Source organism: Mesorhizobium sp. M1004 (genome assembly GCF_040318795.1).
Lineage (GTDB): Bacteria > Pseudomonadota > Alphaproteobacteria > Rhizobiales > Rhizobiaceae > Mesorhizobium.
On sequence record NZ_JAMYNB010000008.1, the window covers coordinates 170,391 to 193,224 of the forward strand.

The 22,834-nt window shown below is 60.6% G+C and carries 19 protein-coding genes and 2 pseudogenes; 9 read left to right on the top strand and 12 right to left on the bottom strand.

The features are described 5' to 3' along the window. The first annotated feature begins 8 nt into the window (after positions 1-8). The 6 genes from NKH54_RS18330 to NKH54_RS18355 all read left to right on the top strand — a co-directional run bounded on the left by NKH54_RS18330 (position 9) and on the right by NKH54_RS18355 (position 6,748). The gene (locus NKH54_RS18330) at positions 9-476 is read left to right on the top strand and encodes a chemotaxis protein CheW (protein WP_023700505.1); all 468 of its coding nucleotides are present in this window, start codon (positions 9-11) and stop codon (positions 474-476) included. Continuing rightward, positions 473-1,714 carry a CheR family methyltransferase gene (locus tag NKH54_RS18335; RefSeq protein WP_353028681.1) on the top strand — a complete coding sequence of 414 codons (1,242 nt, stop codon included), beginning with the start codon at positions 473-475 and terminating at the stop codon, positions 1,712-1,714. Before NKH54_RS18330 ends, NKH54_RS18335 begins: the two co-directional genes overlap by 4 nt. After that, entirely contained in the window at positions 1,714-2,418 is a 705-nt protein-coding gene (locus NKH54_RS18340; protein ID WP_023726879.1) for a chemotaxis protein CheW, read from the top strand. Before NKH54_RS18335 ends, NKH54_RS18340 begins: the two co-directional genes overlap by 1 nt. Continuing rightward, positions 2,415-4,688, top strand: a complete 2,274-nt coding sequence (locus tag NKH54_RS18345) for a hybrid sensor histidine kinase/response regulator (protein WP_023700509.1) — start codon at positions 2,415-2,417, stop codon at positions 4,686-4,688. Before NKH54_RS18340 ends, NKH54_RS18345 begins: the two co-directional genes overlap by 4 nt. Positions 4,689-4,710: 22 nt before the next feature. Beyond that, positions 4,711-5,730, top strand: coding sequence for a chemotaxis response regulator protein-glutamate methylesterase (locus NKH54_RS18350; RefSeq protein WP_023682287.1), 1,020 nt, complete (start codon positions 4,711-4,713; stop codon positions 5,728-5,730). Between the two features lie 64 nt (positions 5,731-5,794). After that, entirely contained in the window at positions 5,795-6,748 is a 954-nt protein-coding gene (locus tag NKH54_RS18355) for a response regulator (RefSeq protein ID WP_023669440.1), read from the top strand. 13 nt (positions 6,749-6,761) lie between these two features. Here the strand turns inward: NKH54_RS18355 and NKH54_RS18360 are convergent, their stop codons facing one another. From NKH54_RS18360 to NKH54_RS18375, 4 genes are all read right to left on the bottom strand, one after another. Then, positions 6,762-7,451, bottom strand: coding sequence for an RraA family protein (locus tag NKH54_RS18360; RefSeq protein ID WP_023682289.1), 690 nt, complete (start codon positions 7,449-7,451; stop codon positions 6,762-6,764). Further along, the gene (locus NKH54_RS18365) at positions 7,444-8,616 is read right to left on the bottom strand and encodes an alpha-hydroxy acid oxidase (protein WP_031246463.1); all 1,173 of its coding nucleotides are present in this window, start codon (positions 8,614-8,616) and stop codon (positions 7,444-7,446) included. Before NKH54_RS18365 ends, NKH54_RS18360 begins: the two co-directional genes overlap by 8 nt. A gap of 68 nt (positions 8,617-8,684) precedes the next feature. Then, positions 8,685-9,590, bottom strand: coding sequence for an SMP-30/gluconolactonase/LRE family protein (locus NKH54_RS18370; RefSeq protein WP_353028682.1), 906 nt, complete (start codon positions 9,588-9,590; stop codon positions 8,685-8,687). A 644-nt stretch (positions 9,591-10,234) separates the two neighbouring features. Next, on the bottom strand, positions 10,235-10,639 hold the full coding sequence (locus tag NKH54_RS18375) for an MAPEG family protein (protein ID WP_023682292.1): 405 nt from the start codon (positions 10,637-10,639) through the stop codon (positions 10,235-10,237). 319 nt (positions 10,640-10,958) lie between these two features. Here NKH54_RS18375 and NKH54_RS18380 point away from each other — a divergent pair, with 319 nt between their 5' ends. Then, positions 10,959-13,136: a tetratricopeptide repeat protein gene (locus NKH54_RS18380; RefSeq protein WP_353028683.1), complete on the top strand. Its 2,178-nt coding sequence runs from the start codon at positions 10,959-10,961 to the stop codon at positions 13,134-13,136. Positions 13,137-13,240: 104 nt separating this feature from the next. Beyond that, on the top strand, positions 13,241-15,421 hold the full coding sequence (locus NKH54_RS18385; protein WP_353028684.1) for an adenylate/guanylate cyclase domain-containing protein: 2,181 nt from the start codon (positions 13,241-13,243) through the stop codon (positions 15,419-15,421). A gap of 15 nt (positions 15,422-15,436) precedes the next feature. Here NKH54_RS18385 and NKH54_RS18390 read toward each other — a convergent pair whose 3' ends face one another. The 7 genes and pseudogenes from NKH54_RS18390 to NKH54_RS18420 form a co-directional block, all read right to left on the bottom strand. Next, complete coding sequence (locus NKH54_RS18390) at positions 15,437-15,940, bottom strand: YHS domain-containing (seleno)protein (RefSeq protein ID WP_023707420.1); 504 nt, start codon at positions 15,938-15,940, stop codon at positions 15,437-15,439. Positions 15,941-15,952: 12 nt separating this feature from the next. After that, positions 15,953-16,543: an ankyrin repeat domain-containing protein gene (locus NKH54_RS18395; protein ID WP_353028685.1), complete on the bottom strand. Its 591-nt coding sequence runs from the start codon at positions 16,541-16,543 to the stop codon at positions 15,953-15,955. A gap of 497 nt (positions 16,544-17,040) precedes the next feature. Continuing rightward, positions 17,041-18,170, bottom strand: a pseudogene (locus NKH54_RS18400) (IS30 family transposase). Between the two features lie 42 nt (positions 18,171-18,212). Beyond that, a complete protein-coding gene (locus NKH54_RS18405; RefSeq protein ID WP_353028686.1) occupies positions 18,213-18,407 on the bottom strand; it encodes a hypothetical protein in 195 nt (64 codons plus the stop codon). Beyond that, positions 18,404-19,024: pseudogene (locus NKH54_RS18410) on the bottom strand (IS3 family transposase); the annotation flags it as partial. The pseudogene NKH54_RS18410 and the gene NKH54_RS18405, both read right to left, overlap by 4 nt. A 149-nt stretch (positions 19,025-19,173) precedes the next feature. Then, positions 19,174-19,365, bottom strand: a complete 192-nt coding sequence (locus tag NKH54_RS18415; RefSeq protein ID WP_353028687.1) for a transposase — start codon at positions 19,363-19,365, stop codon at positions 19,174-19,176. 413 nt (positions 19,366-19,778) lie between these two features. Beyond that, positions 19,779-20,036, bottom strand: coding sequence for a DUF1127 domain-containing protein (locus NKH54_RS18420; RefSeq protein WP_353028688.1), 258 nt, complete (start codon positions 20,034-20,036; stop codon positions 19,779-19,781). A 122-nt stretch (positions 20,037-20,158) separates the two neighbouring features. On the opposite strand from NKH54_RS18420, the gene NKH54_RS18425 reads away from it, so the two are divergent. Continuing rightward, positions 20,159-21,658, top strand: coding sequence for a winged helix-turn-helix domain-containing tetratricopeptide repeat protein (locus NKH54_RS18425; RefSeq protein WP_353028689.1), 1,500 nt, complete (start codon positions 20,159-20,161; stop codon positions 21,656-21,658). 375 nt (positions 21,659-22,033) lie between these two features. On the opposite strand, the gene NKH54_RS18430 is transcribed toward NKH54_RS18425, so the two are convergent. Beyond that, positions 22,034-22,723, bottom strand: coding sequence for a GDSL-type esterase/lipase family protein (locus NKH54_RS18430; RefSeq protein WP_352443378.1), 690 nt, complete (start codon positions 22,721-22,723; stop codon positions 22,034-22,036). Positions 22,724-22,834 lie beyond the last annotated feature (111 nt).

Below are 22,834 nucleotides of genomic sequence, written 5' to 3' on the forward strand. Positions count from 1 at the left end.
AGGTGACAATGCTATTCCTCGCCTTCAGCATGGGTCCGGATCGCTACTTGATCGATGTCCACAAAATTGAAGAGGTGCTGCCCTATATCGACGTGAAAGTTCTTCCGGGTGCGCCAACTGGTGTGGTGGGTTTGGTCAGCTATAACGGAATACCCATCCCCCTGATCGATGTCACCCTTCTTGCGCTTGGCCGACCATCGGAGCGCCTGTTGAGCACCCGGATCGTTGTGACGCGCTATCCAGCGGATGATGGCGAGCGACGCCTGCTGGGGCTGATCGCGGAACGGGTGACGGATACGATCGAGCGAGACCCGGCCGATTTCGCGCCGTTCGGACTGGAACCAGGAACCCCGCCCTATCTTGGGCCGGTGGCTTCCGATGGTTTGGAGATCATTCAGTGGGTCAAAGTGGAAGCGCTGCTTTCGGAAGAGATTCGTACCGCTTTGCTCCGCCAGGCGGCAATAGGTGATCAATGACCGGAGCAATAGAAAAGCTCCTGACGGAAACCATTGGACTGGACAGTGCCAGCGTTGGTCCGACAGTGGTTCGTCAGGCGGTCAGAGAACGGATGGAAGCATGCCGGATAACCAACCCTCAGGCCTATAGGCAATACTTGGCCGGTTCCTCGCAGGAGCTGCAGGAGCTGATCAATGCGGTGGTGATCCCAGAGACCTGGTTCTTTCGTGACCGAGAAGCGTTCACGATGCTGGCGCGGCATGCGCGCGCGCACAAGCCTGCTCAGCCGATAAGAATCCTGAGCCTGCCATGTTCAACCGGCGAAGAGGCTTACTCGGTCGCCATGGCCATGTTCGATGCCGGCTTTGAGGCGCATGAGTTCAAGATCGATGGCGTGGACGTCAGCAGCCGCAATATCGCGACGGCTGAACACGCCATCTATGGCCGCAATTCGTTTCGCGGCAGCCATTTAGAATTCAAGGATCGCTATTTCGAAGCGGCCGAGGGCGGGTTGCGGCCTGTTGCTGGGGTGCTGAAACAGGTTCGGTTCATGGTAGGAAACCTGTTCGGTTCTCACGCGCCTTTCGGGCAAGAGGTCTATGACATCCTGCTTTGCCGCAATTTGCTGATCTATTTCAATCGAGAGCTGCAGGATCGCGCATTGATCTGCCTGAAGGACTTGCTGGCCAAAGACGGACTTCTTCTGGTCGGTCCGGCGGAAGCAGCTCTTCCAAGGGTGCATGGCTTTCTTTCCGCTGAATGGCCACTGGCCTTCGCCTTTCTGAAATCGGAGCCCGTCAAGACCACGGCGCCAAAGGTTTCGGCCGCCGTCCCGGTGCGGACGCCAAGCCCTAAGGTCTACAAGAGCGAGCCTCTTCGTCCGTTCCGACCGACAATTGGCAATGAAGGCCGCGGGCAGGCTCCGGCCAAGCCGCTTGCACACGCCTCGGAAAGCCTCATCGCGGTTGAACGGATCGCCAATGCAGGACGCGTAAAGGAGGCACAGGAGGTCGCCCTGGCGCATCTCAGGGAGTTCGGTCCTTCCGCAGAAATCTTCTACCTGCTGGGCCTCGTCCAGGATGCGGATGGTTCTGCACCCGAAGCCGCGCAAAGTTATCGCAAGGCGCTCTATCTCGCGCCAAATCATCGAGAAGCTCTTGTCCATCTGGCCTTGCTGCTTAGCAAGCAAGGCGACCATAACGGCGCCGAGGCGCTGGCCGGCCGGCTGGGTCGGGTCCAGAAAAGGAGCGGCAGTTGATGGCGGCTTCGACAAGGATCGCCCAGCCGGTGGAGGAGATCGAAATCAACGACTGCTGGCGGCAAATAGGCGTACGGGGTGACAAGTCATGTCCGCTACTAGAGCAGCATCTCCACTGCCGCAATTGCCCGACCTACAAGAAGATCGCACGACGCCTCCTCGACCGTGCAGCTCCCTCGGCATCTCGCGACGAATGGCCTGACAACGCTGGTCGTGCAGGGATCGATTCGGCAGACAACGACGCGCTGCAGACGGCCGTTCTCTTCCGTTTGGGGGAGGAATGGCTGGCACTTCCAGTCGGTATTTTTCATGAAGTGGCTGAATCTCGTCGCGTTCATTCACTTCCACATCGCAGGAACAGTGCACTGCTCGGCATTGCGAATGTCCGTGGTGAATTGCTCATTTGCCTTTCCCTGGCCGAATTGCTCGGGATAGACGAGCGCAAGGAAGGGGAACAAGGCACACGAACCAAGGTATTTCGCCGCCTTGTCGTGGTAGGCGAGCGCGACAAGCGGGTTGCTTTTATGGTTGATGAGATCCACGGCTTACATCGGTACCAGGAACGCGACACTCTCGCTGTTCCGGCCATGATTGGGAAGGCACTGTCTGCCGCTACGGTTGCCGTGCTGCCATGGCAAGGACGAGCCGTTGGCTGTCTCGATCCACGACAACTGCTCACGATGCTGGATCGGAGCATCGCATGACAGATGAAGACTTCAGCCAGGTTTCGATGCTCAGCCTCTTCCAGGCCGAACTGGAGATGCAGTCACGGGCTCTGACCTCTGGACTTCTGGCACTCGAACGCGATCCTATCGCCGCCGACGCCCTGGAAGCATGCATGCGTGCCGCGCATTCTCTGAAAGGAGCTGCCCGCATCATCGACCTGATGCCCGCAGTCAAAGTTGCAAATGCGATGGAAGACTGCCTGGTCGCAGCGCAACGCGGGCATCTGAGGGTGCGACGGGAGCATATAGACGCGCTTCTGCAAGGTTCTGACCTTTTGAAATTGATCGCATCGGGATCATCGAGCGAGAGCGCCAACTCAGAAGTCGAAACCTTTCTCGCGAAGTTCGAGGGGTTGTCCCTCCCCCAGGCAAAGCCCGGGCCCCAAGATTCTGCAGCTGATTTCGCAACTCCAGATCATGCCCAGGAGCAACTGGCGACGACCTCTTCAGCGAACCTCCTCGTTGGGGCGGTGCCGCAAGCCCACGACAGCATCGGCTCTGATAGAATGGTTCGGGTGACGGCAGACAGCCTGAACCGATTGCTCGGGCTGGCTGGCGAGTCGCTGATGGAAGCTCGGCGGCTCAGGCCATTCGCTGACGGGCTGCTACGGCTGAAGCGACTTCAATCGGACCTCGCAAGTGCATTCGACAATCTTCATGCAGCGCTGCCGCCGGTTTCAAACGATGCGGCGGTGGTGGAGGCGCTGGCTGAAGCGCAGCGAAAGCTTCGGTTGAGCCAAGCGTTCCTGGCGGAGCGTTTCGATGAGTTGGATTCAGTGGATCGGAAAGCGACCGATCTTGCCAACAGATTGTACGACGAAACGTTGGCGAGCCGGATGCGGCCTTTTGAGGACGGCGTGCGACACTATGCGAGAATGATCCGCGACCTCGGTCGTACCCTTGGCAAGCGGGTGCGACTGGAGATCGTAGGCGGCTCGACCGGCATCGACCGCGATATCCTCGAGCAGCTCGATGCCCCTTTGGGGCACCTTCTGCGCAACGCTGTAGACCATGGGCTTGAACCGCCTGAGGAGCGCCTCGCGATGGGCAAACCCGAAGAGGGGCTCATCAGGCTCGAAGCGAGGCACAATGCCGGGCTGCTGCAGATAGCCGTGGTGGACGACGGCAGGGGGATAGAGCTCTCGAAGCTGCGCGAGACCGTCGTCGCCCGGCAACTTGCAACCAGGGAAAGTGCTGAAACACTCAGCGAAAGCGAATTGCTCGCATTTCTGTTTCTGCCAGGCTTTTCCATGAAAGCGGGCCTTACCGACGTCTCAGGTCGCGGTGTGGGGCTCGATGCAGTGCAAGCCATGACGAAGGAAGTCCGGGGAGTCGCAAGCGTCTCCTCAGAATTTGGCCACGGAACCCGATTTCAACTGCAATTGCCGCTGACATTGTCGGTCCTGCGCACGCTGCTCGTCGATGTCGATGGAGAGCCCTATGCTTTTCCACTCGCTGCCATTTCCAAGACTTTGAAACTGCAGCGGACGGAGATCAACGTCCTGCAGGGCCGGCCGCATTTTCGATTGAACGATCGACAGATCGGGCTGGTCACCGCTCGCGAGGTGCTCGATCGAGGTGAGCCCGGATCGGAACCGAACGAACTATCGGTCGTCGTCGTGGATGCGGGTCGGGGCGATGCGTACGGCCTGATCGTTGACCGTTTTCTCGGGGAACGCGAGTTAGTGATCAGACCTCTCGATCCACGGTTTGCCAAGATCAAGGACATCAGCGCAGCGGCCCTGATGGAAGACGGTTCGCCTGTTCTGATCTTCGACGTCGACGATCTGATCCGATCGGTGGAAAAGCTTGCATCGTCCAGCGGATTTCGAGCTCTTCGGCGCGCCGCGGGCGGTCCCGAAGCGAGCAGGCGCAAGCGCGTGCTCGTGATTGACGATTCACTGACGGTTCGCGAACTCCAGCGCAAGATGCTCGGCAATTACGGTTATGAGGTCGAAGTGGCGGTAGACGGCATGGACGGGTGGAATGCCGTCCGGTCTGGTCCTTTCGATCTCGTCGTCACCGACATCGACATGCCTCGCATGGATGGCATCGAGCTGGTGAGTTTGATCAGAAAGGACGCTGATCTCAAGAACACACCCATTATGATCGTTTCATACAAGGATCGGGAAGAAGATCGCGCGCGCGGGCTCGACGCAGGTGCGGACTATTATCTGACCAAGAGTAGTTTTCAGGACGAGGCGCTGATCCATGCCGTCGTGGACATGATTGGCGAGGCGGCTGAATGAGATCGAGATTGGAAGCCAGCGAATGAGAATCGGCGTAGTTAACGACATGCCGATGGCGGTTGAACTTCTGCGTCGACTGGTTCTGTTGACCGGCGAACATCAGGTCGCGTGGATCGCGACCAATGGGCGTGAGGCGGTCGAGGTCTGCAGACGTGATCTGCCGGATCTGATACTCATGGATCTAGCGATGCCAGAGATGGACGGCGTGGAAGCGACGCGCAGAATCATGGCGGAAACCCCGTGCTCAATCTTGCTGGTGACCGCCAGTATCGAAGCCAACCTCGCCGGCGTCTACGAAGCAATGGGTCATGGCGCGCTTGACGCAGTCGATATTCCGTCAGTGGGCATCGAAGGCAACGCGTCCTCGCAATCCGCCCGGCTTTTGACGAACAAGATACGAACGATAGGCAAGTTGATCGGCGATGCGCCTACCCAGGCAAAAAGGCGGATGTCACGTGCGGCTGAGCCGTCAACTCGACACGTGATAGCAATCGGCGCCTCTGCGGGCGGGCCGGCTGCCGTTGCCGCAGTCCTGAGCGCGTTTCCCGTTGATTTTCGCGGCGCGATTGTGCTTGTCCAGCATCTCGATGCTCAGTTCGTTCCAGGCCTTGTTGATTGGCTAGGGCAGCATACGCGTCTCCCGATCCGTCCGGCGGGGGAAAGGGATAGTCCACAAGCGGGCACCGTTCTCGTTGCCAGTTCTGCGGATCATCTGGTTTTCAAGTCAGCTCAGCAACTTGGCTATACGCCCAGCCCCAAGGACAATGTTTATCGGCCGTCGGTAGATGTGTTCTTCGAAAGTGCGGCGCAATGGTGGCCTGGCTCGGTGATTGGTGTTCTGCTCACAGGCATGGGCAGGGATGGTGCGCGCGGGCTGAGACAGCTCCGTGACAAGGGACATCTCACAATCGCGCAGGATAGAGCAACCAGTGCCGTCTATGGCATGCCGAAGGCCGCCGCCGACATCGGCGCGGCTGTTGATATTCTTCCTTTGGGTGCGATCGGCTCACGTATAATCGAAGCCTGCGAGCGCTCCACGTGAAAGGCCCCTTCCGATGACGCAAGAACCAGAGTTGGTCCCGCCACTCGCAGATAACTATTCATCCATGGTTCTGCTCATCGATGATCAGATCATGGTTTGCGAGGCGGTCAGGCGCGCCCTAGCCAACGAGCCCGATATTTCCTTACACTTCTGCACCGACCCGTTGAGAGCGATGACGGTCGCGGATGAGGTAAAGCCAACCGTCATCCTGCAGGATCTCGTCATGCCCGGGGTGGATGGGCTACATCTGGTGCGAGAATACAGGAAGCATGCGTCGACACGCGCGGTTCCAGTCATTGTGCTGTCGAGCAAGGAAGATCCAGCCACCAAGGGCGAAGCCTTCGCTGCGGGCGCGAACGACTATCTCGTCAAACTGCCGGATCGTATCGAGTTGATTGCACGCATTCGATATCACACGCGGGCCTATCTGGATCACGTCCAGCGAGACTCGGCACACCGAGCGCTGAGGGAAAGCCAGCGACAGCTGATCAGTGCAAATCTAGAGCTTGAACGTCTGACGCGGATCGATGGCCTGACAGGTCTCGGTAACAGGCGCTATTTTGACGAATATCTGGCGGCTGAATGGAAACGCGCTTTTCGCGCACAGTCCCCACTGTCGCTGTTGATGATCGATGCCGATAACTTCAAACGATACAACGATACCTATGGCCATATGGCCGGCGACGATGTGCTGAAGCAAATCGCCCGCGTAATCCAGAGCGGTTCCGGCCGCTCCACCGATCTCGCTGCGCGGTACGGAGGCGAAGAGTTCGTCATCGTGCTGGTCGACACCATACTGGAACAATCCAGTGCGATCGCCGAGCGGCTCGTCCAGAGCGTGCGAGAGTTGAACATACCCCACGGCCCGGATCGCGTGACCATCAGCGTCGGCGTCGCAACAGCGGTGCCCACCGAGAACGAGACGCCAAACGATTTCGTCAATGCCGCCGATTTGGCTCTGTTTCGTGCCAAATCGGAAGGACGAAATCGTGTTGCGCTTCATATGTCCCGCAGCTAGAGAAGCTCACATCTCAGTCAACGAAGCGCGCCCTGTTCGATTTGAGGACGACCTTGGCGAAGTCGGGCATCTCGAGACCTTGCCGCACCAGGCCATCAAGAGTTTTCTCAGCCGCCCTGATGGCGGAGAGCCGGGCCAGCACAGTCTCAGCCTCCAGGCGAGGCACCACGGCGACACCGTCGCGGTCGCCGACCAGTATGTCTCCCGGCGAGATAGTCACTCCTCCCAGCACCACCGGGAATCCGACCGTGCCTGGACCATTTCGCGCAGGCGAATTCGCAATGACCCCGGCACAGTAAACCGGCAACCCGACCGCCTCGATCCCGACAACGTCGCGCACCAGACCGTCAGTGATGAAGCCGGCGACCCCCTTGTTGCGCGCCATGCCGAGCACGAGATCGCCAGTTACCGCGGTACCGGCAAAGCTGTCGGTGGCCGCGACGATGACATCGCCACTTGCTGCGGCATCCAGTGCTCCAAACAGGGCGAGGTTGTCGGCGGGACCGCAGTGACAGGTCACGGCGACGCCGACCATCGTCGCAGTAGCTGGCGACAGTGGCTTGATCGCATAATGCAAGGCGCCGCGTCCCCCCATCGCGTCTACGACCTGGCTAACCGGCACGCCCGCAAAAGCACTGATGATTTCTGCTGCGGGCCGTTCGAAACGGCGCTTGATGGTGAGCAGTGGTGGGTCTTCAATCATGTAGCGGCCCCATTCCCTGAACGAACGAAATACAGTCCGGCCCGAGGTCGCGCAGGCTCCGCGCGCCCATCAGTCCCATGACGCGGTCGATCTCCTTGCGGTAGAGTTCGAGCACGTGGCGTACCCCCTCCTCGCCGGCGACCGTGAGCCCCCACAACTGCGGCCGCCCGATCAGACAGCACGAGGCGCCGAGCGCCAGGGCCTTGACGACGTCAGAGCCTCGCCTGATGCCGCCGTCGATAAGCACTGGTACGCGGCCGGCGACAGCCGCGACAACTGCCGTCAACGCGTCCAGGGATGCGGCGGCGCCGTCAAGCTGACGTCCCCCATGATTGGATACGATGATGCCGTCGATTCCTCGGGCTACAGCCTCGGCGGCTTCGCTGGGATGCAGGACGCCTTTCAGCAACAACGGTCCGGACCAGACAGTGCGCAGCCAGTCGACATCGGCCCAGGAGAGTCCGGGATCGAGCATTGCGGCCATTCGGCCCGCCAATGCACCGACCGTCGCCGTATCTCCGGGGCGCGCGTAGTTGCCGAAAGTCAGTTTCGGGAGTCGGGTGCGCATACGAAGAAGCCACGCCGCCTTGGTGGCGGCCGCGAGGGTTCCGGCCACACCGAAGCGCGGCGGGATGGCAAAACCGTTGCGGATGTCGCGTTCACGGTTGCCAAGCATCTGGTTATCAATGGTGAGCACCAGCGCGTCGTAGCTTGAGGCACGCGCCCGATCCACCATTTCTCGGGTGAAGCCGCGATCGGTATAGACGAACACCTGCATCCACCGTGGGCTACTTCCGGTGGCTGCTATATCCTCCAGCGTGCAGACCGATCCGTGGCTGGCGCAGTAGAATGTCCCTGCGGCCGCTGCGGCTCGGGCGGCTGCGCGCTCGCCGTCGGGCCAGAACAGCCCAGCCAGGCCGGTTGGCGCGATGCCCAGCGGGATGGCAAGTTTCGCGCCGAAGAGGTCAAGGGAAAGGTCTCGCGTCGTTGCACCGTTGAGTGGTCGCGGCAGAATGGCAACCTCGTTAAAAGCTTGCTCGTTCCGGCGCAGCGTTCGCTCATCCTCGGCACCGCCATCGGCGAAGTCGAACACCGGGCGTGGCAAAGTCCGCCGCGCGGCGACGCGGACCGCGGCCACGCTGTACAGGCACTTCAACGCCGCCATCGAAGCGGACGATGCCGCACCGCCGGCACCGCGGTCATCGCCTGTGTTTGAGGCGGACGAGGAGCTACTCACGGTTGCTTTCCGCCGATGCGACCATGATGCGTCGGTCCACCGCCTCCCGGAACACGCACGCAGGAGAGTGTTCCCTCAAAGGAGGGATCGCTGCCGGTCGCCAGCACGCCGGCATTTGTCACCCAAAGCATCTCGCCCGAGAAGACGCAGTTGGTCGTTGCCTTGCCGCAGACGAAGAAACCCTCCGCTGTGCCGTTGGGCTTCAGAACGTGAATGCCGTTGGCGGCAATATCCGTGACATAAAGGCGGCCATCGGCTCCGACCTTCAGCCCGTCCGGGATCGGATTGGCCCCAGGCAAGCGGCCCAGGTCTTCGACGGAACCATCCGGACGCTGCCGCTTGACGCGCCCCGTATAGGACTCCCCCCAAATGATCGAGCCGTCGGCTTCGATCGCCACACCATTGGGGAAGGTCGGCTTGTCGAAACCGAGAGCAAGGTAAGCACTGCCATCGGGGTTGACGGCAAAGATGTAGCTTGGGTCCGGATTCCCCGGGTTGTATGTGCCGGGATCGCTGAAGATGAGCCGGCCGTCAGCAGCAAATACAAGATCGTTTGGCCCATTGAGCCGAATGCCCGCGACTTCGCTCAGCAGGATTTCCGGCTTTCCGCCTTCGGCAACCCGCTGGATCGATGGCATCGTCATGTCCGCGGCTCGCCAAGGTCCGGTCGTGCCGCCGTTCTGGCAGACATAGAGCAGGTCATCCGATCCGAGAACGCAGGCGTTGGGCGCTCCGGCAACATACGCGAACTGGCGAGCACTTCCGTCGCGATCTATGGCCGTCAGCTGGCTGCGATAGCTTTCGACGATGACAATTCGGCCATCGGGCAGCACCGTCGGGCCCTCGGGCCAGCCAAGGCCGGTCGCGACAACCTCGACGGCCAGCTTTTCAACCTCGTTCATCGTGCGACCCCCAGAACGGCAGCCTATCAAGATTTGTCGGGTATAATCCAGCCTGGCGGTCTCCGGACCCGGCGACTCAAAGATAGCTTGGCTGACGTGCGCGTTGCTGGGCCCCCCCTAAGCCGCCCCCCCCGGCGCCGGTGAACCCCGACGGGCGGAGGCCTATGGCTACAGCGCGAGCCGATCGGTGTCTACATAGCTCGGTAGCACTGGCTTGCTCCTCCAGGTTGGGTGGCAGGATTAGGTGCTGCTGAGGCCAGCGTGCCAGGAACAAGTGCAGGTGGAGAAGGTTGAATCTCAGTTCCTCTCCCTCTAACACTCACAAAGTCCAATAATTCTCTGCTCCGCTGCCAGGCGCTCTGGAGCCCGAGCGTTTGCAGGGCGTGCGTGTGGCCAAAAGCTGGGGAGCGCCGCAGCGCCCAGGCGTGCAAATTGCTCTCTGAACGCCGATCCTTCTCCGAAGCTGGGGAGTAGCCCCAAAATCCAACAGCAATATCATGCCTCAACGGCGGTTTTGCCACTGCCAGTTTTGCGGTTCGCTCGCCTGTCAAAAGGGACAGTCTTTCGGGTCACGATCCGGAGTGGGTTTGCCAAGGCTCCCGGAATCGAGGTGGCCCACTTTTGCGTCGGGGCTCCGCCACTCTTCAGATCAACAGCAACCAGCACCAATACGCACCAATCACCATTTGCACAGCGAACGCGGTGAACCTGAGACTGACCGCGAGTTGGCTGGTTGAGACGAGGTGGATCACCGACTGCACTATACGTGCGCCTAACATCGTGGAGGCCAAGGGATCCGTGACATCTGTCTTTGAAATGATGATCGCGACTCCGAGCAGACCTCCGAAGATTGGAAGCCCTTCAATGCAGTTGGCGTGGGCACGGGCTAACCTCCGCATAAACGGGGAGAGGGCTCCGTTATCTGGCGTAAAGCCGTTTGCCGGGACTTGCCCAGAGATCACCAGGTAGCTCCGGATAACTTCCATCACGATCAGCAGGGCCAGCGCCCACGAGATGAATCCAGTCAATGCATAAGCACTCGCCGACATGTGCCGTCCCCGTTGCTAGCACTCTAGGTCGTTGTAGCCGATCAACTAGTCTAACGCTATTCGACGAGGAAGGGGCGGCGTGTAGGGGGCCGGGACCGTAAGTCCGCTTGTGGCCAGTTAAGAACGACAGAGGCCGATCTCGACCCACATCAGCCATGCGGCAGCATCCGGTTTCGCACAAGGCTAAGCCATGAGGGCAATGTCTTCAAAACGACGTGGTTGCATTATCGCTGTCCAGTAGGCCAAGCATGCTCGCATTCGAAACGTCAGTCGAATACGCTCAGCGAAGCTTTGAGCTAGGGAGGCAGGACAACCGCACATGGAGCGAAGGCTTACCGCGATCCTTGCTGCCGACGTGGTCGGCTACAGCCGCCTCATGGGCGAGGATGAGGTCGGCACGCTCGAACGACTGAAGGGTTGCCGTCGAGAACTGGTCGACCCCGCGATCAAGGAATTCCACGGTCGGATTATCAAGCTCATGGGAGACGGGGCGCTGGTAGAATTCGCCAGCGTCGTTGATGCCGTCCAGTGCGCTGCCTCGATTCAGCGCCGGATGGCTGTCCGAGACCAGGGCACCTCCGACCCCCGCCACATCCGGTTTCGCATCGGCGTCAATCTCGGTGATGTCATCGTTGAGGAAAATGACATCTACGGCGATGGCGTCAACATCGCCGCGCGCCTCGAGGCTATGGCCGAGCCGGGGGGTGTATGTATCTCCGGAACCGCATTTGATCATGCCGTTCACAAGGTTGATGTCGGCTTTGCCAGTCTTGGCGAGCAGCGCCTCAAGAACATCGCCGATCCGGTTCGCGCCTATCGACTGCTGCTGGATCCCGCAGCATCGGGAAAGGTCACGGCCGCGCCACACCGGCCGAGCTCGCGCGTCATCATCCTGGCGGGCGCCGCCGCCTTGGCGATCGCCGCGATTGCGGGGATTTTCGCATGGCAGAAGTTCTCAGTGCCATCGCGGCCATCGGTTGCCGTGCTGCCGTTTGCAAACCTCGGCGGCGATCCAGGCCAGGACTATTTCGCTGACGGCATCACCGAGGATCTGATCACCGACCTCACCAAGCTGTCCGGTCTGGACGTCATCGCGCGCAACTCGGTGTTCGCCTACAAGAACAAGCCTGCAGCGCTGGCGGACGTCGCGCGCGACCTTGGCGTCCGCTTCGTTGTCGAGGGGAGCGTCCGCCGCACCGGCGAGCAGATCCGCCTCAATGCCCAGCTCATCGATACGGCAACTGGTGACAATCTGTGGGCCAACCGGTTCGACCGTGGCATGGCCGGCGTGTTTGCCGTCCAGCACGAGATGAGCGGCGAGATCGCCAAGGCGCTTGGCATGCAACCTTCGGCAGCGGAAAGCGAGCGCATGGCGCGGCCGCCGACCGAAAACCTCGAAGCCTACGATTTCTACCTTCGGGCCGAGCAGACAGCACGGACCGGTCGGCGAGACGGGCTGCGTGAGGCACTCACGCTCTACGATAAGGCGGAGGAGCTCGACCCCGCTTTTGCCGAAGCCTTCGCGGCGGACGCAAGCATGACAGTCTATATCTGGCGCGAATCTTTCAACGACATCATGCAGAGCGCGCCCGCGCGCAAGCGCGCCTATGAGAAGGCAAGCCGTGCGCTGCAACTCGATCCGGACCTTTCGTCGCCTTATGCGATTCTTGGCATCATGCAGGTCGTGGATCGCCGCTACGAGGAAGCCATCGCTTCGGCCGAGCGAGCCGTCGCGCTCGGCCCCGGAGATGCCGAGACACAGATCGCGCGGGGATATGTCCAGCTGTTTGCCGGCAATCATGCCGAGGCAGCCGTTGCCGTCGAGACGGCGCTCAGGCTCGATCCCAACCTTTCCCCCATCAACCGGCAAATTGCCGGTCTGGTCTTTCTCATTCAAGGCAACACCGACAAGGCGATTGAGGCGCTCGAACGCGTCCGCGACGAGGCGCCGTCAGTTGGAGATTTCAGGATTGACCTCGCTGCGGCCTACGCCCGCGCCGGCCGTTTGCCCGATGCAAGAGCGGCGGTCGCCGAGGGACTACGTTCCACGTCGACAGCTGGGTCCGATTCATTGTCTGCATATCGGCTCAACGGTGCCCAATATCGTAACCCGCGCGATTTGGCTCTCATCATCGACGCGTTGCAGCAGGCCGGCTTGCCCGAATGGCCGTTCGGCTTCACCGGCGACGAGCACAACCGCTTGAAGGGCGAGGAGATCGCCTCGCTGGTGCTGGGCCATACGCTGCAGGGCCAGCTTGAACCAGGTCTCCAACAAGCCTTCCTCCAGATCGGGAGCGACGGCAAGGCAGCCTTCCGCTCCACCACGCGGCTGGTCACCGAGACCGTCCGTGTCGATGGCGACCTTTTGTGCGAGCTGAGCGAGAATATGTTCGGGCGCCCGGACTGCGGACCCGTCTATAAACGCCGCGACGATGGAGGCGGCGGCTATTCCTTCGTCAACTCAAGCAAGGTGTTCCACTTCGCGGTGGTTCAGTAGATGCACGCGTCTCGGTGAAAGCGGCTGCTTACGCTCGCGTCCGACGCGGGACTGGAATAGGCTGCAGCGAAGCCGCGTGATCGACCGGGAGGGCGCAGGCAGGTATGGAGCGACGGCTCACCGCAATCCTTGCTGCCGATGTGGTTGGCTACAGCCGCCTCATGGGCGAGGACGAGGTCGGCACGCTTGAGCGGTTGAAAAGTTGCCGTCGCGAACTGGTCGACCCAGCGATCAAGGAATTCCACGGGCGCATTATCAAGCTCATGGGCGACGGCGCGCTGGTCGAGTTCGCCAGCGTCGTCGATGCCGTCCAGTGCGCTGCCATGATCCAACGCCGGATGGCTGATCGCAACAATGGCACCGCCGATGCCCGGCAGATCCAGTTTCGCATCGGCGTCAATCTTGGCGACGTCATCGTCGAGGAAAATGACATCTACGGCGATGGCGTCAACATCGCCGCGCGCCTTGAGGCTATGGCCGAGCCGGGAGGTGTATGTATCTCCGGAACCGCATTTGATCATGCCGTTCATAAGGTTGATGTCGGCTTTGCCAGTCTTGGCGAGCAGCGCCTCAAGAACATCGCCGATCCGGTTCGCGCCTATCGATTGCTGCTGGATCCCGCAGCATCGGGCAAGGTCACGGCCGCGCCACACCGGCCGAGCTCGCGCGTCATCATCCTGGCGGGCGCCGCCGCCTTGGCGATTGCCGCGATTGCCGGCATTTTCGCATGGCAGAAGTTCTCAGTGCCATCGCGGCCATCGGTTGCCGTGCTGCCGTTTGCAAACCTCGGCGGCGATCCAGGCCAGGACTATTTCGCTGACGGCATCACCGAGGATCTGATCACCGACCTCACCAAGCTGTCCGGTCTGGACGTCATCGCGCGCAACTCGGTGTTCGCCTACAAGAACAAGCCTGCAGCGCTGGCGGACGTCGCGCGCGACCTTGGCGTCCGCTTCGTTGTCGAGGGGAGCGTCCGCCGCACCGGCGAGCAGATCCGCCTCAATGCCCAGCTCATCGATACGGCAACTGGTGACAATCTGTGGGCCAACCGGTTCGACCGTGGCATGGCCGGCGTGTTTGCCGTCCAGCACGAGATGAGCGGCGAGATCGCCAAGGCGCTTGGCATGCAACCTTCGGCAGCGGAAAGCGAGCGCATGGCGCGCACTCCGACGAGCAATCTCGAGGCCTATGATTACTATCTACAAGCCGAGACGGCGTCACGCAGCGTCCTGCAGGCCGGGCTGCGGGAGGCGCTTGCGCTCTACGACAAGGCGGAGGGGCTTGACCCCGCCTTTGCCGAAGCCTTCGCGGCCGACGCGCGCACCACAGTCTATATCTGGCGAGAGGCCTTCAACGACGTCATCCAGAGCGCGCCAGCACGAAAGAGAGCCTATGAGAAGGCGAGCCGAGCTTTGGAACTCGACCCTGACCTTTCGTCGCCCTATGCTATTCTCGGTATCATGCAGGTCGTGAATCGACGCTACGAAGATGCGATTGCCTCTGCCAAGAAGGCTGTTTCAATCGGTCCGGGCGATGCAGAGGCGCAAGCAGCCCTTGGATATGTTCAGTTATACGCCGGAAATCATGCCGAGGCAGCCACTGCGGTCGAGACGGCGCTCAGGCTCGACCCCGACCTCTCAGCGATCAACCGGGAAACTGCTGGGCTGGTTTTTCTGCTCCAGGGCAATGTCGAGAAAGCGATCGAGACACTCGAGCACACACGCGACGATGCGTCCACGGTTGGCAACTTTCGGTTTACGCTCGCTGCGGCGTATGTCCGCGGCGGCCGCCTACCGGATGCGAAAGCCGCAATCGCCGAGGGGCTCCGCCTCGTAGCAGGGTCCAGCTACGTGGACTCTTTGGCTGGGTGGGAGATGACTCATGCACATTTCCGGAATCCGCAGGATCTGGCGATACTCGTCGCCGTACTGCGCCAGGCGGGCCTACCCCAATGGCGCTTCGGCTTTACCCCGGGCGAACAGGACCAGTTGAAGGGTGCCGAGATCGCGTCCCTCGTCATTGGCCATACACTGCAAGGCCAGATCGAACCCGGTCTCCAACCAGCCTTCCTTCAGATCGGGAGCGACGGCAAGGCGGCCTTCCGCTCTACGACGCGGCTAATCACCGAGACCGTCTACGTCGATGGCGATCTGTTGTGCGAGCAGAGCGAGAACCTGTTCGGTCGCCCCGACTGTGGTCCCGTCTACAGACGCAACGACGCAGCAAGCAAAAGCTACTCCTATGCCAATACAAGCAAGGTGTTTCACTTCACCGTGGTTCGGTAGACGCACACGCGCGTCTCAATGATAGTGATCGAGCTCCAAATTGGCCGCGACCTTCGGCCAGTTGGCATCGGCTTTCGGGATATTTTCAGCTGCATGCGCGGCGAAATCATCCGCATTGTCGACGTCGTAGATCAGGTAGAGCTTGCCGTCGATAATCTTGAATGCCTCAGGATCGACGTTGACCGTGACCCCTCCGCCCACGACTTCGCCGGCGCAGTACCCGCCATATTGAGGAGCGTACTTGACCGGTTCGCTCATGAACATTTCCTGGTGTTTCTTGCTGGCGAAATGCCAAGGTGTCCCCAACCATTCATAAGTGAACTCTTCGGAGCCCTTCACGGCCTTGCCGTCAGTGAAGTAAGCGACCGTGTCGTAGCCCATGATCGCCACACCACCAAAATAGCCGGTGTTTACCGAATCGTCGGCACATGCCGATCCCGCGCCGGCGACCACAGCTACCGCGACCAGGGCAGCCGTCCCCAAACTCCGAACCAGTCGTGGCTTGATCATCGTGCTCATCTGTATCCTCCGTTAATCGTGGATCTCGGCGCACTTCGCCGCGTTCGCCTCGCCAAGAATTTTGGCTTGGCAGGTAGCACCATGGCGTTTGAAAAGTCGTATGATATCCGCGTTGCCCTTCCAGAATGCGCGCGTTATCGGCATGTAGCCATGCCCCTCGGCATGGTTCACATTGGCACCTTTCGCAATGAGGAACTCGGCCAGTTCGACGTGGTTTTCCTCACCGGCCACCAGCAACGGCGTAGCACCCGCCTTGTTGGCGGCATCGTCGAGCACCGCACCTTTTTCCAGCAGCAGCTTGGCGATCGGCAGGCTGCCCGAGAAGGCCGCCGCATGAAGCGGGGTAAAGCCGCCCGAGTTACGCGCCATGATGTCGGCACCTTTGGCCAGCAAGAATTCGGCGATTTCCGGCTGGTTATCGAGCGCTGCAGCGATGAGCAGCGTTGCCTGGTCGCGCGCCCGGCTGTCGACGTCGGCACCGCCTGCCAGGGCTTGCTCCACGGCACCCTTGTCGCCGGCGGCGATGGAGTCGAACAACTGCTCACCTGCGGCTGCTGTTGTAGCCGCCAAAACCAGCATTCCAAGTGCCAGCAGTCCGCGCATTGTGCAAGGTAGCATATTAGCTTGTGGTCATACAAGATGTCCTGGGCACATCAGGTGGATCCAAGGCGGACGGCGCGGCCAGACATTGCGAACGCGGCCCAGGGCGGGAAATGCGTTAGTGCTACTGGCTAAGTCAGTAGGGACACCGGTCCAGTCTGAATTTTGAAGAGCGTCGATTGCCGAGGCGCCGAGCGGCGTCGCGCGTAACCGCCTGTTGCTCCGTTGGGATAGCCGGTAAGCGCAAAGGTGGCCGTTGGCGGAGTGTCCGCTTTCGGATGCGACTATGGTTTGCTCAATGAGCGACATGAGGCGCTGGCCGGAATGCATTTTTCAGAAGAGTTCGAAAGTTTTTCGTGCCGTTATCGTCTGACTCCGCCGTAGGCCGATCGCTGCGCCCGTGGCGTGACCCTGACCTGAGGGCGCATAGACAAATCAGCTGCTTTTAGGACGAGGCGAAACAGCGCTAACGACCGGGATGAGGCGGTGGGTTCAACCGGTCATCGCAACACCTTCCGTAGCCTGTCGGCCGGCGTTTCGAAGTCCAGGGTTTTTCGGGGCGCTGATTGAGACGCAGAGCGATGGCGTCGAGCTGGTCCTGCGAGACTTGGGAGAAGTTGGTTGCCCTAGGGAAGTACTGCCTGAGCAGGCCGTTGGTGTTTTCGTTGCTGCCGCGGTGCCAGGGACTGCGCAGATCGCATAAGTAGACCTGTAGGTAGGTTGCAACGGTAAAGCTCCTGTGACGAGCCATCTCCTTGCCCTGGTCCCAAGTCAACGGCGTCGTAACGCTTCGGGCAATGTGCCGATCTTTTGGGCGAGAGCCGCGACGACGGTCGCCGAGTCCCTTCTGGTCAACTTCGCAAGCATCGTGAACCGGCTGTGTGGCTCGACGAGGGTGGCGATGTTGGTGTCGTTCGCACCGCCGAGCAAATCACCCTCCCAATGGCCTGGTATGGCACGATCCACCGCCTCGGCGGGGCGCTCACGGATGTAGACCATATCGAGGATTTGTCCTTGCCCCGTTTGGCTCTGTGCGCCCTGCATCTGTCGTCTGGTGCGCAAATGCGCCGTCAGTTCCTTCTTGAGCACCCCTCGCGACTGGATGAACAGGCTGCTATAGACCGCTTCATGAGATATCCGCATGATGGGATCGCCCGGGTACTCTCGCCTCAGCCAGCCTGCAATCTGCTCCGTCGACCACTGCAGCGCCAGCTTTTGCGCCACTCGCCACCTTAGCCGTCCAGAGCATGCCAGACGACACTGCTTCGGACGAAGCGCTCGCTCCCAAGCCTGTTTGTCTGCCCCAGTTGCGCGATACGTTTTTGCACCGCCATTGCGCGCGACATATCGTTGATGGGGATCGCCCCAGACTGCGTGCAATAGCGCGGATAGCAAGACCTGCCGCAATCCCCCGAGAGATATCTTCACGCTCCGCCAGTTCAAGCGCCGAAGCCGCTCTACGCCGTGCTGCCGGAGCAATGCCGCCGTGCAAGGATACGATCCGCGTAACACCGCCCTTGTTCCGGCGGTCCAGTGACCGCGAGATCGACGAAATGCTCTGACCTTACTTCCATCGTTCCCAAAGCTCGGCCTTCTGCGCTGACGTAAACCAGACCCGTGACGTCACCATGCGACACCTCCTCATCCTCTCAGATTAAAGGTGTTGCCACGATCAGTTGAACCCACCGGCGCAAAGCAGGTATTCAGTAGCTGAACGACCGCGCCTCGGTCGCCTCATCCCCTGCACTGTCACACGGAGCCTGCGTTTGTTGTAGACCTCGTCGATGAAGTGGGGAAGGTGTGCTGCGACTTCCTCGAAGGTTTCGAGCACCATCGGGTAGATCGCCTCGACCTTCAGCGTTTTCATGAAGCTCTCTGCCTTGGCATTGTCATAAGGGTTGCCCCTGCGGCCCATCGAGCCCGCCAGACCATGGCTGGCGAGAAGCTGCCGGTGGCCTCGGCGGCATACTGGGAGCCTCGATCGGAGTGATGAACGCAGCCTGGCGGCGGCATTCTGCGCTCGACTGCGGCGCTTAAGGCAGCCATCGTCAGGGGGGCGTCGATCGATCGGCCAATGGCGTAGCCGACGATCATGCGCGACCATGCGTCGAGAACGACGGCGACATAAACGAAGCGGGCGGGCAGCGCGACATAGGTGATGTCGGCCACCCAAAGCTGGTTCGGACCCGTCGGGACGAAGTCCTTCGCCAGGTTGGAGAAGATCGGACTGTCATGATTGCTGTCGGTAGTGGCGACGAATCGGCGCCTCATCCTGGGCACCAGATCATGCTCGACCATCAGGCGGCGGATTTTCTTGTGGTTCACGACCACGCCTTGCTGACGCAGCGCCGCACCCACGCGGCGATAGCCGTAGAACTCGAACTCGTCGCAGATCGAGACCATCGCCTCGACGATGGCGGTGTCGTCGGCTGGCCTTTCGGGACGGTCATAGAAGCTGGAACGCGCCATACCCATCAGCCGGCAGCCTTTGGCGACACTGAGACCACGGGGCCGGTGATAACGGACGTAATCCCGCTTTTCGGCCGCGGAGCGCTTTTCAGAGCCCCCTTTAGAAACTCCAGTTCCAGAGCCTGCTTGCCGACAAGTCGCTCAAGCGCGGCAATCCGCGCCTCCTATTCCGTGATCAGAGCTGCTGAGACCACATCTTCGTCCAAGCCGCCTGCTTCATACTTGCCAACCCAGATCCGGATCAGTGTGCGGGTGATGTCGTGCCGTTGCGCCAAGCTGTGAAACGTATCGCCCGACAGATATTCCTGAACAACCTGACGCTTGAACGTGATGCTGTAACTGCGGTGTCTTGCCATGGTTCTCTCTCCGAAAACCCGACAGCACTGGTAAATCCTTCAAACCCAATCTGTCCACCCGCAGGGCGCACTCCACTGCCACGATCAAAGCGTCTTCGATATCGACCCTTAAATACCGCCCCGCATGATTGGCCGAGAGGGGTGACTAAAAGGAGCTGACTGCGGCGGGGCCGCGTGCGGACTGGCCCTTCTGAGGTGTCGATATTAGCGGAGCAGACGTTAGCCTAGGCTGCCAAATGACCGCTATGGACCCGTCCCGCACTTTCCCAGGCCCACCCGCACTTCCCGAAGCCGCTGCTCAGCGGCCCAATTTGAGCGGCAATAAGCTTACAGTTTCGAGTGCGGCACCCCGAATGAAGTCCGCAACCGCTTTGAAAATCAGGCAGATAATCGTTCACAGCTGTGGATGCAAATCACGCCTTCCAGAACGGCTTTTGCAGTTCCGCCTCGACGGCAGCCAGGGTGAGACCGACGTCGTCGATCCGCTGAGGCCCATCTTCCGCCAGTCGCTTCAGTTCCTCGCGATAGTACTTGCGCTCGCGCCAGACCGCGACCAGGCCGCGCAGGGCGATGAGTCTCGCCCAGACCGATGCCGGTCCAGTCGTCCACGTCGGCTGTTCGCTCCAGAGAGACTGGTAGAATCTCGAGGTAAGTGAAAGCTGCGTGCTCATTTGGCTCGTCCTTTCTTGGTGCTGCTAAAATCGATAACGCTACTTTGGCGGATGAGCGGACCTGCGTACTAAAGCGCGGCCGAAACTGTTCCGAAAAGTTCCGAAACGTTTAATATGGCGGGATGCAACGGGTTCACTTCACCTTTGGTCCGTTCGTGCTCGACCCTGAGAAGGGGACGCTCCTGCGACAGGAGATACCGATCTCCATCGGGCATCGCGGCATCACGCTGCTCGCCACGCTTGCGGCCCGGCCCGGCGACATCCTGACCAAAGCCGAGCTGATGGAAGCTGCCTGGCCGGGCCTGGCGGTCGAGGAAAGCAATCTCACCGTCCAGATTGCGACGCTGAGGAAGGCGCTCGGCCCCACCGACCAAGGTGGCGACTGGATCGCCACCGTGCCTCGCGTCGGCTACCGCTTCACCGCGCCTGTCGAGCGCGTGGAAGGTTCAGTGCAGCGATCGATCGCGCCGTCCGGCAAACCCACCATTGCCGTGCTGCCCTTCGCCAATTTGAGCGGCGATCAGGACCAGCAATATCTGAGCGACGGCATCACCGAAGATATCATCACTGAACTGGCGCGATACCGGTCGCTCGTGGTCATCGCGCGCAATTCATCTTTTCAATTTCGTGGGCCAGCGCCCGATGCCGCGGAAGTCCATCGGCAACTCGGGGCGCGCTACCTTGTCGAGGGCAGCGTGCGACGGCTCGGGAGCCGTATCCGGATCACGGCGCAACTGATCGACGGCGCCAGCGGCTTCCATCTGTGGGCTCAACGCTACGACAGGGCGCTTGAGGACATCTTTTCGGTTCAGGAGGAGGTGGCGGCCCTCGTGGCTTCAACCGTCCAAGGCGCCGCCGAGGCAGATGCGACTAGCCGCTCGCAGCGAACGCCGCCGGCCGATTGGGCCGCCTACGACTACTACCTGCAGGGTCGCGCGCACTACCATCAGTATGAAATGGACATGGGCGAATCCATGTTTACCCGGAGCGCCGAACTCGATCCGGCTTTTGCTCAAGGTCATGCCTATCTAGCGCAGTGCCTGGTTGCGCGATTCTGGTACGACCGCGATCCTCGTACGCTGCAAAGTGCCTTCCGGTCTGCGCGCACTGCGCTCCTGCTCGACCGGAATGACGGCATCTGCAACCAGAGCATGGGTCTCGTGCTTGTACATATGCGCCAGCATGGGGATGCAGGACTGCGTTTCCAGCAGGCCCGTACGCTCAATCCGCACGACGTCAACATTGCCGGAGACTATGCAAGCTGGCTCAACTACGGCGGCCAGCCTCAGCAGTCCTTGGCGGTCCTCGAAAGGGCCATACTGCTCGACCCGTTGCCCCCGGTCTGGTTCTGGGAGGTGAAGGGCAGCGCGCTCTTCCTGCTCGGCCGATATGCCGACGCCATCGACGCTTATCGGAAGGCCGGCGACCAGTTCTTCATCCATGCCTTTCTCGCGGCGGCCTACGCACATCTAGGCGAGATGGAAAACGCGCATGTCGCAGTCGAAGCCACACTGAGGCTGCAACCGGACCTCTCGCTTGGCTACCTTGCTCACCTTCCCTTCGCAGACCCATCATCCTTCGAGCACTTCCTCTCCGGCTTCAGAAAGGCCGGCTTTTTATAGGGTCCAGCCGGTCCGAAAACTCATCGCTGCAGTTGCGTGCTGTGAGCAGTAAGAAGGACGACGGCGATGATCGACAGGACAACCTCCCATACTGTTGGAACCTGACATGCGGGGTCATTGCTGCATCAGGCCCGACCGTCCGCTTTCGGGCGAAGGTAAAGTTTGCCGAACGTCCGAGATGAGGCGCAAAGCCGCCGAAATGGTCCCTTTCGCGTTGCCTCAGATTTGCGTTCAGCCGTATCACTCCCGGCGGGTCCGCCATGTTCATGATATGGACAAAAGACCCTTTCTTCGGGCCTTGGTCACGCCTGCCAATTCGCTACTGAGAACACGGCCCAGCCTCCATAGACGCCGTCCGTTCTTCAGACGGGTAGTTCAACGCGGTTGCACCTGCGCGAGGAGCGCCTCAACCATAGGGAGCATGTTTCTAACGATGATCGCATCCCCCGCTGCATTTGGGTGGTTCTTGTCCGCTTGCAGCAACTCCGAATGCCCAGTCACGCCCTCCTTGAAGTCAGCGTAGAGCAAGTCTCCGTGCTTGGTCGCCAGCTCGGAGAACATCTTTGAAAACTGCTCGGGATAGTCGGCCTCGTGCCCAGCGGAGAGTATAGACGAGCATTCGTCAAGTGCCGCAGTTCCAACCACAAGCACTGGAATGCGTTTCTGGGCGAGGATACTCAGAACCTGGTCGAGGTTCGCTCGCGTGTGATCCAGGCCGATACGAGCGCAATCGTTCTGACCCAATTCAACGATGACAACGTGGTTTGCAGGGCTCGCCTGAAGGTCAAGGCCGTCCTTGTATTCCGCCAGCCAAGTGAGACCCCGTTTGCTGGTCGCCAAGTACCCCACCTCGACAATTGTCACGGGATGCCCGGCAGCGTTCAGCCCAGCCTTTAGCTTGGTCGCAAAGCTCTCACTGGCAACTACTCCAGCGCTATTGATGTAGCTGTCGCCGAGGGTGACGATTGTCGGAGGTGCATCCTCGGCATCCACGTTGCCGGCTAACCCCAACGTCGCGGAAAGTGCGGCAAGGGCCACAAACGAAACGCCACGCACTTTTGTCATGGTCTACCTCCCAGCGGACCATTCGTGGCTATCCTTACCTAAGCCTCAGAGCCCGCGATGTATCGTAACAGCAAATTCTCACGACTGCATCGGCGAAGGAAGGTGGCCACG